General features: G+C 63.9%; 10 protein-coding genes and 2 pseudogenes. 8 read left to right on the top strand and 4 right to left on the bottom strand.

Annotation, left to right across the window (positions count from 1 at the left end; translation table 11 throughout):
• Window positions 1-164: 164 nt before the first annotated feature.
• Window positions 165-1,355, bottom strand: a complete 1,191-nt coding sequence (gene metK, locus Atep_RS03565; protein WP_213380309.1) for a methionine adenosyltransferase — start codon at window positions 1,353-1,355, stop codon at window positions 165-167.
• A 210-nt stretch (window positions 1,356-1,565) separates the two neighbouring features.
• Between metK and Atep_RS03560 the strand changes: the two genes are divergently transcribed.
• The 7 genes and pseudogenes from Atep_RS03560 to Atep_RS17070 form a co-directional block, all read left to right on the top strand.
• On the top strand, window positions 1,566-2,123 hold the full coding sequence (locus Atep_RS03560) for a thioredoxin family protein (protein WP_213380308.1): 558 nt from the start codon (window positions 1,566-1,568) through the stop codon (window positions 2,121-2,123).
• A gap of 340 nt (window positions 2,124-2,463) precedes the next feature.
• Window positions 2,464-4,467 carry a transketolase gene (gene tkt / locus Atep_RS03555; protein ID WP_213380307.1) on the top strand — a complete coding sequence of 668 codons (2,004 nt, stop codon included), beginning with the start codon at window positions 2,464-2,466 and terminating at the stop codon, window positions 4,465-4,467.
• A gap of 133 nt (window positions 4,468-4,600) precedes the next feature.
• Window positions 4,601-5,602 carry a type I glyceraldehyde-3-phosphate dehydrogenase gene (gene gap / locus Atep_RS03550; protein ID WP_213380306.1) on the top strand — a complete coding sequence of 334 codons (1,002 nt, stop codon included), beginning with the start codon at window positions 4,601-4,603 and terminating at the stop codon, window positions 5,600-5,602.
• 148 nt (window positions 5,603-5,750) lie between these two features.
• The gene (locus Atep_RS03545; RefSeq protein WP_213380305.1) at window positions 5,751-6,932 is read left to right on the top strand and encodes a phosphoglycerate kinase; all 1,182 of its coding nucleotides are present in this window, start codon (window positions 5,751-5,753) and stop codon (window positions 6,930-6,932) included.
• A 75-nt stretch (window positions 6,933-7,007) separates the two neighbouring features.
• Window positions 7,008-8,450: a pyruvate kinase gene (gene pyk / locus Atep_RS03540; protein ID WP_213380304.1), complete on the top strand. Its 1,443-nt coding sequence runs from the start codon at window positions 7,008-7,010 to the stop codon at window positions 8,448-8,450.
• A 73-nt stretch (window positions 8,451-8,523) separates the two neighbouring features.
• Window positions 8,524-9,588, top strand: a complete 1,065-nt coding sequence (fba, locus tag Atep_RS03535) for a class II fructose-bisphosphate aldolase (RefSeq protein WP_213380303.1) — start codon at window positions 8,524-8,526, stop codon at window positions 9,586-9,588.
• 200 nt (window positions 9,589-9,788) lie between these two features.
• Window positions 9,789-9,953, top strand: a pseudogene (locus tag Atep_RS17070) (IS481 family transposase); the annotation flags it as partial.
• A 186-nt stretch (window positions 9,954-10,139) separates the two neighbouring features.
• Here the strand turns inward: Atep_RS17070 and Atep_RS03530 are convergent.
• Window positions 10,140-10,733: a GGDEF domain-containing protein gene (locus Atep_RS03530; RefSeq protein WP_213380302.1), complete on the bottom strand. Its 594-nt coding sequence runs from the start codon at window positions 10,731-10,733 to the stop codon at window positions 10,140-10,142.
• Between the two features lie 116 nt (window positions 10,734-10,849).
• The gene (locus Atep_RS03525; RefSeq protein WP_213380301.1) at window positions 10,850-11,575 is read right to left on the bottom strand and encodes a PAS domain-containing protein; all 726 of its coding nucleotides are present in this window, start codon (window positions 11,573-11,575) and stop codon (window positions 10,850-10,852) included.
• Window positions 11,576-11,653: 78 nt separating this feature from the next.
• Here Atep_RS03525 and Atep_RS17065 point away from each other — a divergent pair.
• Window positions 11,654-11,794, top strand: a pseudogene (locus Atep_RS17065) (transglutaminase N-terminal domain-containing protein); the annotation flags it as partial.
• 29 nt (window positions 11,795-11,823) lie between these two features.
• Here Atep_RS17065 and Atep_RS03515 read toward each other — a convergent pair.
• Window positions 11,824-13,587, bottom strand: coding sequence for an AAA family ATPase (locus Atep_RS03515; RefSeq protein WP_213380300.1), 1,764 nt, complete (start codon window positions 13,585-13,587; stop codon window positions 11,824-11,826).
• Window positions 13,588-13,651 lie beyond the last annotated feature (64 nt).

Here is a 13,651-nt window from a genome sequence, read left to right as displayed (position 1 = left end):
GTCGCAGTTTCCGGCAATGTATACTGAACCCTTCCTTCGCGGCATGTAACATAGCCGAGACCTAGTAAATTCCCAAAAACCCCCATTAGTGCCGTCTATTTTCAAACCACCGGCGAGACAGGCACTCCCTCGCCCGTCTCGCCATCCATCAACTCAGGTCAAGCTCAAATGCCGGCCGCCGCGCGCAGCTCGTCGGCCTTGTCGGTGCGCTCCCAGGTGAATCCAGGCTCGTTGCGCCCGAAGTGACCATAGGCCGCCGTGTCCTGATACTTGATCAGCTCGCGGTTGGTCAGGTCGAGCATACGGATGATGCCGTAGGGACGCAGATCGAAGTGCGCCCGGATCAGCTCGATGATGCGATCCTCGCTGATCTTGTTGGTGCCGAAGGTCTCGATCGAGACCGAGGTCGGCTCGGCCACACCGATGGCATAGGACACCTGGATCTCGCACTTGTCGGCCAGACCGGCGGCGACGATGTTCTTGGCCACATAGCGTCCGGCATAGGCCGCCGAACGGTCGACCTTGGACGGATCCTTGCCCGAGAAGGCCCCGCCGCCGTGACGCGCCATGCCGCCGTAGGTGTCGACGATGATCTTGCGCCCGGTCAGACCGCAGTCGCCCACAGGCCCGCCGATGACGAACTTGCCGGTCGGGTTGATGTGATACTTGGTGTCGGCATGCAGCCAGCCGGTCCCACTCAGCACCGGCTTGATGATCTCCTCCATCACCGCCTCGTGCAGCACGCTGTCGCTGACGTCCTCGCTGTGCTGAGTCGAGAGCACCACGGCATCGACCCCGACCGGCTTGCCCTGGCTGTAACGCACGGTGATCTGCGACTTGGCGTCCGGACGCAGCCACGGCAATGTGCCGTTCTTGCGCACCTCGGCCTGACGCTTGACCAGCCGATGGGCGTAGTCGATCGGCGCCGGCATCAGCATGTCGGTCTCGTTGGTGGCATAGCCGAACATCAGACCCTGGTCGCCCGCGCCCTGGGCCTCCTCGCTCTCGCGGTCGACGCCCTGGTTGATGTCCTTGGACTGCTCGCCGAGCGCGATCAGCACGCCGCAGTTGTTGCCGTCGAAGCCGCACTCGGAGTTGTCGTAGCCGATCTCCTTGACCACGCGGCGCACGACCCGCTCGTAGTCGATCTTGAGATCCGCGTCCGTGACCGTGATCTCACCGGCCAGCATCACGAAACCGGTCTTGACCAGGGTCTCGCAGGCCACGCGCGCCTTGGCGTGGTTGGGGTCGCGGCGATAGATCTCGTCGAGGACGGCGTCGGAAATCTGGTCAGCCATCTTGTCCGGATGGCCTTCGGAAACGGATTCGGAGGTAAAGATGTAGTCCTTGCTCATATCGATCACGAGACCTGCGGTTCAGGGCGCCGGATGGCGCGTTGATGAAGCCGAGCATGATAGCGCGTCGATTTGGCGCTTGAAACAAGAGGCTGCGCCTGGAAACAGGCGTCCGCAACCCCATTGTGCAGTGCAAGATTTTGAATTGGGCCGAGTTCCGGTACCATCGCCTCATCATTACAAACCGAACTCATAAGCTCGGAGGACTTCATGGTCTCGACTGAAACCCCGCTCTGCGACTTTGGCGCTCCGGCTCCCGACTTCGCGCTCCCCGGCGTCGATGGCCGGATCTGGACCCGCGACCAGTGCAAGGGCTCGCGCGGTCTTCTGGTGATGTTCATCTGCAACCACTGCCCCTATGTGAAGGCGATCCGCGACCGGTTGGTGCGTGATGCGCGCGAGCTGGCCGCGCTCGGCATCGGCTGCGTGGCCATCAGCTCCAACGATGTCAACGACTACCCCGAAGACTCCTTCGACCACATGAAGCAGGTGGCCGCAGAGTTCGATTTCCCCTTCCCCTATCTCTACGACGAAAGCCAGGCGGTCGCGCGCGCCTATGGCGCCGTCTGCACCCCGGACTTCTTCGGCTACGACAGCGAGCTGGGCCTCCAGTATCGCGGTCGGCTCGACGCCAGCCGCAAGGAGGCCGCACCACCGGATGTGCGCCGCGATCTGTTCGAGGCCATGAAACAGGTCGCCGAGACCGGCAAAGGCCCGACCGAACAGATCCCGAGCATCGGCTGCTCGATCAAGTGGAAGGCGAACTGAGCCGGGGAGGATGGGCATCGCGTTCGCTCTGCCCATCCTACGGGTAGCGTCTTGCCCAGCGATCATTTGAGGCGTATTCGTCCGCCGATCGGAATGGCCGGCACGCCCGTTCGCACGTACCTGATAAAAACGCTGGCCATTTCGTTCGTCAATTTTTAATATTAGAAAATTACAAATCGCTGAACGCCCCCCGGTTCCTCGTGGCCACCCGCCCACGAACCCATCACCGATACCGCGCCGCCGAGCGGATCGTCCGGCCGTCGTCACCGACGCGACGCCGCCGGCGGGGTACAGGCGCACGCTTTCCGACCATCGCCAACTCAATTTTCAGGAGGGGCTCATGTCCTCACGCAGAGAACTTGCCAATGCCGTCCGCGCGCTCGCCATGGATGCGGTCCAGAAGGCCAACTCGGGCCATCCGGGCGCGCCCATGGGCATGGCCGACATCGCCGAGGTGTTGTGGAACGACTTCATGCGCCACAACCCGAACAACCCGAAGTGGGCCGACCGCGACCGCTTCGTGCTGTCCAACGGCCATGGCTCGATGCTGATCTATGCCCTGCTCCACCTGACCGGCTATGACCTGAGCATCGAGGATCTCAAGCAGTTCCGTCAGCTCCATTCCAAGACCCCCGGCCATCCCGAGTACGGCTATACGCCCGGTGTCGAGACCACCACAGGCCCGCTCGGTCAGGGCATTACCAACGCCGTCGGCATGGCCATCGCCGAGAAGGCACTGGCCGCGCAGTTCAACAAGCCGGGTCACAACATCGTCGACCACTACACCTATGTCTTCCTCGGCGACGGCTGCCTGATGGAAGGCATCTCGCACGAAGCCTGCTCGCTGGCCGGCGCTCTGGGCCTGGGCAAGCTGATCGCGATCTATGACGACAACAACATCTCGATCGACGGCGAGGTGCGCGGCCACGGCGACACGCCCGGCTGGTTCCTCGACGACACGCCCAAGCGCTTCGAGGCCTATGGCTGGCATGTGATCCCCAAGGTCGACGGCCACGACGCCGAGGCGATCCAGGCCGCCATCGAACAGGCGCGCGCCGTCTCCGACAAGCCGAGCCTGATCTGCTGCCAGACCATCATCGGCTTCGGCTCGCCGAACAAGCAGGGCAAGGAGGAGTGCCACGGCGCGGCGCTGGGTGACGATGAGATCGCCCTGACCCGCGAGAATCTGGGCTGGAATCACGCGCCCTTCGTCATTCCGGACGGCATCCGTCAGGGCTGGGACGCCAAGGAGCGCGGTGCAGCGGCCGAGGCCGACTGGAACGCCAGGTTCGACGCCTACGCCAAGGCGTATCCGACTGAAGCGGCTGAGTTCAAGCGCCGCATGGCCGGCGAACTGCCCACCGACTGGTCGGAGAAGGCCGACGCCTTCATCAAGTCCGTGGTCGAGAAGGGCGAGACCATCGCCTCGCGCAAGGCCTCGCAGAACGCGCTCAACGGCTTCGGCCCACTGCTGCCCGAGCTGATGGGCGGTTCGGCCGACCTGGCCGGCTCCAACCTGACCCTATGGAAGGGCTGCAAGGGCGTGAGCAAAGCCGACGGCGGCAATTACATCTTCTACGGCGTGCGCGAGTTCGGCATGTCGGCGATCATGAACGGCATCGCGCTGCATGGCGGGTTCATCCCCTATGGCGCGACCTTCCTCATGTTCTCCGAGTACGCGCGCAATGCGTTGCGCATGGCCGCGCTGATGAAGGTGCACTCGATCTTCGTCTACACCCACGACTCCATCGGTCTGGGCGAGGACGGCCCGACCCATCAGCCGGTCGAGCAGATCCCGACCCTGCGCCTGATCCCGAACATGAGCGTCTGGCGTCCCTGTGACGCGGTGGAATCGGCCGTGTCCTGGAAGCTGGCCGTCGAGCGCAAAGGCACCCCGAGCTGTCTGATCTTCTCGCGTCAGAATCTGGCCCACATGCCGCGTTCCGAGCAGCAGATCGCCGACATCGCACGCGGCGGTTACATCCTGCGCGATTGCGCCGGCACCCCGGATGCCATCATCATCGCCACCGGATCTGAGGTCGAGCTGGCCATGAAGGCCGCCGAGGCCATGAGCGACAAGGCGATCCGCGTGGTCTCCATGCCTTCGACCGACACCTTCGACAAGCAGGACGCCGCCTACAAGGAATCCGTGCTGCCCAAGGCCGTCACCGCGCGCGTGGCGGTCGAAGCGGCTGTGACCGACGGCTGGTGGAAGTACGTCGGCAGCTCGGGCGCGGTGCTCGGCGTCGACCGCTTCGGCGAATCCGCCCCAGCCGGTGCACTGTTCAAGGAGTTCGGCTTCACGGTCGAGAACCTGGTCGCCACGGTTCGCGGCGTGCTCTGAGCCGTACCCCGGCCTTCAATCATTCAGGAATCGGCAGGATGACCGCATATCGGGTCGACGGCCCGCGTTCATCCTGCCGCCATCCGACAGGGTTTAGAATACCCGTCCTTTTTCATTACTGGAGTTCTACCGCATGACAATCAAGGTTGGCATCAATGGGTTTGGTCGTATCGGTCGCATGGCGTTCCGCGCCATCGCCAAGGACTTCCCCGGTATCGAGGTCGTGGCCATCAACGACCTGCTCGACCCCGACTACCTGGCCTACATGCTCAAGTACGACTCGGTCCACGGTAACTTCAAGGGCGACATCGCGGTCGACGGCCACACCATGATCGTCAACGGCAAGCGCATCCGCCTGACCGCCGAGCGCGATCCGGCCAATCTGAAGTGGGGCGAGGTCGGTGTGGATCTGGTCATCGAGTCGACCGGCTTCTTCCTCGACGAGCCGTCCTGCCGGAAGCATATCCAGGCCGGCGCCAAGAAGGTCGTTCAGAGTGCGCCCTCCAAGGACGCCACCCCGATGTTCGTCTACGGCGTCAACCACAAGGAATACGCCGGTCAGGCCATCGTCTCGGCGGCCTCCTGCACCACCAACTGTCTGGCGCCGGTCGCCAAGGTGCTGCACGACAACTGGGGCATCAAGCGCGGTCTGATGACCACGGTCCACGCCGCCACCGCGACCCAGAAGACGGTCGACGGCCCCTCGATGAAGGACTGGCGCGGCGGTCGCGGCATCCTGGAGAACATCATCCCCTCCTCCACCGGCGCGGCCAAGGCGGTCGGCAAGGTGCTGCCGGAACTCAACGGCAAGCTCACCGGCATGGCCTTCCGCGTGCCGACCTCCGACGTCTCGGTCGTCGACCTGACCGTCGAGCTGTCGAAGGAAGCCAAGTACGACGAGATCTGCGCCGCCATGAAGGCCGCCTCCGAGTCGGGCGATCTGGCCGGCGTGCTGGGCTACACGGATGAGAAGGTCGTCTCGACCGACTTCCGTGGCTGCGCCAACCCATCGATCTTCGACGCCGAGGCCGGTATCGCGCTCGATCCGACCTTCGTCAAGGTCGTGGCCTGGTACGACAACGAGTACGGCTACACCTGCAACATGCTGCGTCTGGTCGAGCACGTCGCGAAGTAAGCGGCCGGCTTCCAGCGGCCGGCTTCCAGCCATCTGCTCTCCGGCTGGAAGCTGAAAGCTGGAAGCCCTCCAGAGCCATGCGCCAAGCCCCAAGGCTTTGCGGATCGCTTTGACATCAAAATTCGAAACTCACGAGGAGACACGACTCATGTCCTTCATCAAGCTCACCGACCTGGATCTGGCCGGCAAGCGGGTGCTGATCCGCTCGGATCTGAACGTCCCGGTCAAGAACGGCAAGGTCACGTCCGATGCGCGCATCACCGCCTCGATGCCGACCTTCGAGCACTGTCTCAAGGCCGGCGCCAAGGTCATGGTCATGTCGCATCTGGGCCGTCCCGAGGAAGGCGTGTTCTCCGAGGCCGATTCGCTCCAGCCGGTCGCCGAGGCGCTCGCCGCCAAGCTCGGCCGCGAGATCCGGCTGATCCGCGATTATCTGGACACCCCGCCGACCGTCGCCGACGGCGAGCTGGTGCTGCTGGAGAACGTGCGCTTCAACAAGGGCGAGGGCAAGGACAACGAAGACCTGTCCAAGCAGTACGCCGCGCTCTGCGACGTCTTCGTGATGGACGCCTTCGGCACCGCGCACCGCGCCCAGGCCTCGACCCACGGCGCGGGCAAGTTCGCCCCGGTCGCCTGTGCCGGTCTGCTGCTGGCCGAGGAACTCGACGCGCTGCAGAAGGCGCTGGCCAACCCGGCGCGTCCCATGGTCGCCATCGTCGGCGGCTCCAAGGTCTCGACCAAGCTCAAGGTGCTCGAATCGCTCTCCGAGAAGGTCGATCAGCTCGTGGTCGGCGGCGGCATCGCCAACACCTTCCTGGCCGCCGCCGGCTTCCCCGTCGGCAAGTCGCTGTGTGAGGAAGACCTGATCCCCACCGCCAAGGCGCTGATGGAAAAGATGTCTGCGCGCGGCGCCGGCATCCCGATCGCCACCGATGTCGTCTGCGGCAAGAAGTTCGACGAGAACGAGCCGGCCGTCACCAAGGCCGCGTCCGAGGTCGCCGACGACGACATGATCTTCGACATCGGTCCCGACTCCGCCAAGGCGCTGGCCGACATCATCAGCAAGGCCGGCACCATCGTCTGGAACGGCCCGGTCGGCGTGTTCGAGTTCGACCAGTTCGGCGAAGGCACCAAGACCGTGTCCATGGCCATCGCCCAGGCCGCCGGCTTCAGTCTGGCCGGCGGCGGCGACACCATCGCCGCGATCCAAAAATACGACATCTACGATCAGGTCTCCTACATCTCGACCGCCGGCGGCGCCTTCCTCGAATACCTCGAAGGCAAGACCCTGCCCGCCGTCGCCATGCTCGAATCCCGGGCGAAGGACTGATTCAGCGACCAGCCATCAGCCGCCGGCCAGCTGAGTGCCGGCGGCTGGAAGCTGAACGCTGGAGGCTCACAAAAAATGCCAAGACGCACCAAGATCGTTGCAACTCTGGGACCGGCGACCGATCCGGTCTCGGTCACGGACGAGATCCTCACCGCCGGCGTCGATGTCGTCCGACTCAATCTTTCACACGACACCCATGACCGTCATCGCGAGCGCGCCACGCGCATTCGCGAGCGCGCGCTGGCCGCCGGTCAGGAGATCGCGGTCCTGATGGACCTGCAAGGCCCCAAGATCCGCATCGGTAAATTCACCGACGGCAAGATCGAACTGGCCAAGGGCGACCATTTCGCCATCGACACGGCCTGTCCGATCGACGCCGGCGACCGGACGCGCGTCGGTACCACCTATGTCGAGCTGGCCGACGACGTGCGCCACGGCGACACCCTGCTGCTCGACGACGGCGCGATCGAACTCTGGGTCGATGCCGTCGTCGACGGACGCATCGAGTGCCGAGTCGTCACCGGCGGCACACTGTCCAACAACAAGGGCATCAACAAGAAGGGCGGCGGACTCTCGGCCCCGGCGCTGACCGACAAGGACAAGGACGACATCCGCTTCGCCGCCGAGATCGACGCCGACTATCTGGCCGTCTCCTTCGTGCGCAACGGCGACGACGTGCGTCTGGCACGCGAACTGTTCTACGAAGCGGGCGGACGCGGCGGCATCGTCGCCAAGATCGAGCGCGCCGAGTCGCTCAAATGCATCGACGACATCATCCATGCCGCCGACGCCATCATGATCGCGCGCGGCGACCTGGGCGTGGAGATCGGCGACGCCGAACTGCCGGCGGTGCAGAAGCGACTCATCAGCCGCGCGCGCGAGTTGAACAGCGTCGTCATCACCGCCACCCAGATGATGCAGTCGATGATCGAGAACCCGATCCCGACCCGCGCCGAGGTCTTCGACGTCGCCAATGCCGTGCTCGACGGCACCGATGCGGTGATGCTCTCGGCCGAGAGCTCCATCGGCAAGAACCCGGCCAAGGTGGTCGAGGCGCTGGATCGCATCTGTCTGGAAGCCGAGAAGAACGTCACCCGTTCCGGCCATCGGCTCGATTCGGTCTTCGGCCGTGTCGACGAGGCGATCGCCATGGCGGCCATGTACACCGCCAATCACCTGGGCGTGAAAGCCATCGCGGCGCTCACCGAGACCGGCTCGACGGTCAAGTGGATGTCGCGTATCAGCTCGGGCATCCCCATCTATGGCCTGACGCGCTCGGTCGCGACCCAGCGCAAGCTGTGCCTGTTCCGGGGCGTCTATCCGATCAGCTTCGATGTCGCCAGCACCGACATGCACGAGGTCAACCGCGAGGTGATCGAAGAGATGCTGCGCCAGGGAACGGTTCAGGACGGCGATCTGGTCATCATCACCAAGGGCGACCGCTCGGGTGTCGAGGGCCAGACCAACATCATGAAGATCATGCGCGTCGGCGAGCATCGGCTCCTGAACGAGGACTGAGCGATCGGGGAGGATTACGCGCCTCCCGAACGCTTCACCAAATTTCTCCAACCACAGAAAACGAGGACGACTCATGGCCCTGATCTCAATGCGTCAGATGCTGGACCACGCCGCCGAACACGGCTACGGCGTGCCGGCCTTCAACGTCAACAACCTGGAGCAGATGCGCGCCATCATGGAAGCGGCCGACGAGACCGATTCGCCGGTCATCGTCCAGGCGTCCGCCGGTGCGCGCAAGTACGCCGGTGCGCCCTTCCTGCGTCACCTGATCCTGGCCGCCATCGAAGAGTGGCCGCACATCCCGGTCTGCATGCACCAGGACCACGGCACCTCGCCCGCCGTCTGCCAGCGCTCGATCCAGCTCGGTTTCAGCTCGGTGATGATGGACGGCTCGCTCAGGGAAGACGGCAAGACCCCGGCGACCTATGAATACAACGTCGAGGTCACGCGCCGCACCGTCGAGATGGCGCACGCCTGCGGCGTCTCGGTCGAGGGCGAGCTGGGCTGTCTGGGCTCGCTCGAAACCGGACAGGCCGGCGAGGAAGACGGTGTCGGCGCCGAGGGCCATCTCGACCACAGCCAGCTCCTGACCGACCCCAATGAAGCCGCCGACTTCGTCAAGAAGACCGGCGTGGACGCGCTGGCGATTGCCATCGGCACCTCGCACGGCGCCTACAAGTTCACCCGTCCGCCGACCGGCGACATCCTGGCCATCGAGCGCATCAAGGAGATCCACACCCGCATCCCGACCGTGCATCTGGTCATGCACGGTTCTTCTTCGGTGCCGCAGGAATGGCTCAAGATCATCAACGAGTACGGCGGCGACATGGGCGAGACCTATGGCGTGCCGGTCGAGGAGATCGTCGAGGGCATCAAGCACGGTGTGCGCAAGGTCAACATCGACACGGATCTCCGCATGGCCTCCACCGGCGCCATCCGCAAATATCTGGCCGAGAATCGCAAGGAATTCGACCCGCGCAAATACTTCACCGCCGCCACCAAGGCGATGAAGGACATCTGCAAGGCGCGCTACGAAGCCTTCGGCACCGCCGGCAACGCCAGCAAGATCAAGGTGATCTCGCTCGAAGCCATGACCGCGCGCTATGCCACGGGTGAACTCGATCCCAAAGTGAACTGAGCGACCGTCCCGCGCGGACGTCGAAACGGACCCTGGGGCGCGCGAGCGCCCCTTTTTGTGTTATTTGTTGCGTCCCGTGTGATCATGTTCCGCGCAGGAGTTATCCGTTGTTCCTCGCCCGCGAGGTGCTCCAGCGACTTGTCGCGGAGTTTGAGCACGGCCCAGCGCGTCCAGAATGAACACGCGAAGGTTTCGTTGCCATGGTCATCCGTCTGCACAAAAACGCCCGCACGACACCGGCCATCCGTCGTGAACGCCAGTCCTCGACGCGCTCAACCCGCGAGCCGGCCGAGCGCTATGGGCGGAGCCGTCAGACGGTGTTGAAGTGGCGTCGGTGCTCCGGCACCGAGGACGCCTCGCATCGACGAACTCAAGATCGATCGCGACATCCGTCAGGGCTGCACCGCCGGTCAGGGTTATCTGTTCGGACGTCCATTGCCGACCGAGGCGTTCGCGCAGACGATAGGCACGCCCTGGACACCGGAACGCGGAGCCCCGGCCACTGATCCCTGAATGCCGGACGCCGGAGGCTGAAAGCCGGTCGCCCACCATCAGGGCGCCAGATACACCCGATTACGCCCACTGTGCTTGGCCGCATAGAGCGCGCTGTCGGCGGCCTTGGTGAGTGTCGCGAGACTGGCCTTCTCCGGATCCAGCTCGGCGACCCCGATGCTGGCCGTGAACCCCAGCCACCGCCCATCGTGCAGCCTCAGCGGCGTGGTCGCGAGTCGCGTCCTGAACCTGTCCATGAGTACGCGGCTCTGGTCCAGCGTCGCGCCCGGCAGCAGGACGGCGAACTCCTCGCCGCCCAGCCGCCCGATGACGTCGCTCTCGCGAAAGGAGGTGCGCAATAGCCCGGCCAGATGGATGAGCGCCTGATCGCCGACCTCATGGCCATGGGTATCGTTGATGCGCTTGAAGAAATCGATGTCGATCATGGCCAGCGAGAGCTCCTGTCCATCGCGTAGTGCGCCGGCCAGACGCCCCTGGGCGTGCTCCGAGAAACCGCGCCGGTTGAGCACGCCGGTCAGCGGATCTGTGGTCGCCAGCTCGCGCAGGACGGACACCTCGGCCTTCTGCGCGGTGATGTCGCGCTCGATGGCGGCGAAATGCGTCACCTCGCCCCTGGCATTGCGCAGGGGCACGATCTTGAGTTCGACCCAGTGTAACCGTTCAGAGACCCCCTCCCCCTAAGGGGGAGAAAGCTGTGGCAAGGTGGATAACTCATTGATCTGCCAAGCCCTCAACACCGTTGCTTCTCTCAGAAGGAGGTGGGTGTCTGAACGGTTACGACCCAGTATTCCTGGCCGCCCTTGGTGTAATTGACGATCTGCTCGCAGATCGGGACGCGATCGATGAGCGCCTGACGGATGCGCTTACGGGCCTCGGGGTCGGTGTGTTCGCCCTGCAGGATGTGCGGCGTCTTTCCGATGACCTCCTCGGGCGTGTAGCCGGTCAGATCGGTGAAGGCATCGTTGACATAGAGGATGCGCGGCCCATTCCCGACCACGGGATCGGCCTCGGTCACGACCACCGGATCGCCGGCATAGGCGACGATCTGCTCGAAGGGGATGTCCTGCTTTTCACTGGTGATGTCGATGAAGCTGACCACGACCTTGGCGATGGTTCCGCCCGGGTCACGTTCGGGATAGGCATTGGCCAGCACCCAGGTCACATCCTTGGAGCGACTATCGACGATCCCGAGGATCTGATTGATCACCGCCTCGCCGCCGGCCAGGACACGATTGACCGGATACTGATCCACCGGCAACAGGCGCTTGTGTTCGTCGAGGAAGCGCCAATCAGGATCCGGCGCTGCCTTGCCCAGGGCCTGATTGGCGGTCAGACGCAGCAGTTCCAGGGCGCGCGGGTTGGCATAGAGGATCTCGGTCCCCTGACCATGTACGACGACGCCGGCGTGCAGCGAGGCCAGCAGGGCGCCGGCGTCGATGGCCTCGTAGGGCATGAAGGTGTCTTTGGTGTCCATGAGCCGGCTCTGGGTCTTGAAAGGTTCGCGGAGGCGCCGAGACGAGACAGGTAGGGCATTTTATGGGAAACACGCCCAATATCCATCCTGGTCGCCCTGAACCACAAGACCGAATACCGCTTCGATCGCTCCGTCAGCCTCGGGGCCCCATGTGGTGCATCTGCGTCCGGCCCCGCACGCCGCACGCCGATCCGCTCCTATTCGCTCAAGGTCGAACCCGAGGGTTGTTGAAAACCGCGTTTGGAGCGTCAGAGGTCGGCGACCGTTTGCCAGACCACCCGCTCCAGCCCGACCCCAACCACGGCATACAGGCGCAGATCGGTCAGGCCGTAGCGTTCGGTCAGCGCCGCGCCATAGCGGCGCGCCTGCTCGGCGGCCGTCTGCAACGCCTGGCGCACCGCCGGCTGTGCGGCCAGTTCGTCCGCTGAGGCGGCCCGCAACTGCTCGCCGTCGAGCTTGAGTTGGGTCAGGCTCACATACTTGAACTCAAACAGCAGATCGAGCGCCTTGACCGACCGTCGGTCCAGGCGCCGGATCAGGCTCAGATCGACATAGCCGTGGTCCATCTCGGTCTCCGAGATCAGCATGTAGAGCCGGTCATCGAACAGCAGGGTCAGGAAGGCCAGCTTGACCATCAGTTCATTCGTCCGGCGATAATCGCGATTGGACAGGATCGGGAAATACCGCGCTTCGATGAAGGATACCAGCGGGGTCAGGTCGCCGGTCCGAAACACCTCCTTGCGCAGATCGGGAACGCGGGTCTTGTCCTCGTAGGTCTCCAGCCACAGATCCTGCAAGTGCTCCACATACAGCGACCGGGCGACCAGATTGGGGATGTTGAGGATCGGCTCCAGAAAGTCGCTCAGCCCGGTGTGGGTGAGGACGCCGAAGTAATAGAGCAGCGAGGCCATGAACGGCCGATCCTTGACCGCCGCGAGCACATCGGCGACCCCGAAGCGTTTGGCCAGTTGCGGAATCCTCAGACCGCCCTCGCCGTCGAGGGCCTGGACCAGCACTTCCTCGCCATGCGGCAGGTCGGCGATATAGCGCAACTTGCCGCGATCCATCGCCAGATTTTCATCCAGCATCCGCAGCGGATAGCGGCCCTTGGTGTGCAGAGCCTTGAGGAAATACAGGCTCAGAGTCGGATTGTAGAGCCGCTCACCGCCCTCTTCGCTGAAGCAATAGCCGTTGTAAAAGGTGCGCATCAGCTCCAGGGCTTCCGTCGGCGACCAGGCGCCCCCCTCGGCAGCCAGGCGCTCCAGCACGGCGGCAACTTCGGACTCGGTGAAACCGCACAAGTCGTTGAAGGCGGCTTCGAGATAAATGTCCTCGCCGACGTTGTAGCCGCTGGTCATGTCGCTGAGCACCACGGGCGAGACACCCGTGATGAAGACTCGATCGATACCCTGCCCCATGGCGGCCTTGACGCCTTTGAACAGGGTTTTCAGGAGGCCTTCGCCATACAGCAGGCCCTCGTAGAATTCCTGCCGGCGGCCGCTCATCATCACTTCGTTGGCGAAGTTGTCGTATTCGTCGATCAGCAGATACAGGGGATGGTCTTCCCGACGCACTCGACGCAACAGCGACGACAGTGAAACCACTGCATCATCCGGAACGATCTCGATATCGTCCCAGCCATAGTGCGCCGCGCAGTCCTGGATGGCGGCGTTCACATGGCGATGCAAGGCCATTTCGATGTCTTTCAGCTCCCCCTGGCACTTCACCAGCGAGAAATCCCATTTCAGGATGAAGTACTGATTGTGCAGGGGCGTGGGATTGCGTCCGATCGCCAGATTCCCGAACAGGGCGTCGAACCGGTCGGCGCGACCGACGTCGTAATAGTGCTCCAGCATCGAAAGCAGCAGGCTTTTGCCGAAACGGCTCGGGCGGATGAAGATCAGCTGGCGGCCGGCCTCTTCCAGGTGCGGAATGCGGTCGGTGCGATCCTGATAGAAGTAGCCTTCCCCCCTCAGGGTGCCGAAATCGCTCAGAGCATAGGGAAATTTCATCAGCATTGCGCGAGAAACCCCGTCCTTCAGGGCGGGGAGGGATAGCGCGCGGCGCGTAGCGCCG

Origin of the sequence: Allochromatium tepidum (assembly GCF_018409545.1) — a bacterium.
In the GTDB taxonomy this organism is placed as follows: Bacteria; Pseudomonadota; Gammaproteobacteria; order Chromatiales; family Chromatiaceae; genus Thermochromatium; species Thermochromatium tepidum_A.
This window is presented reverse-complemented; position numbering and strand designations above follow the sequence as displayed.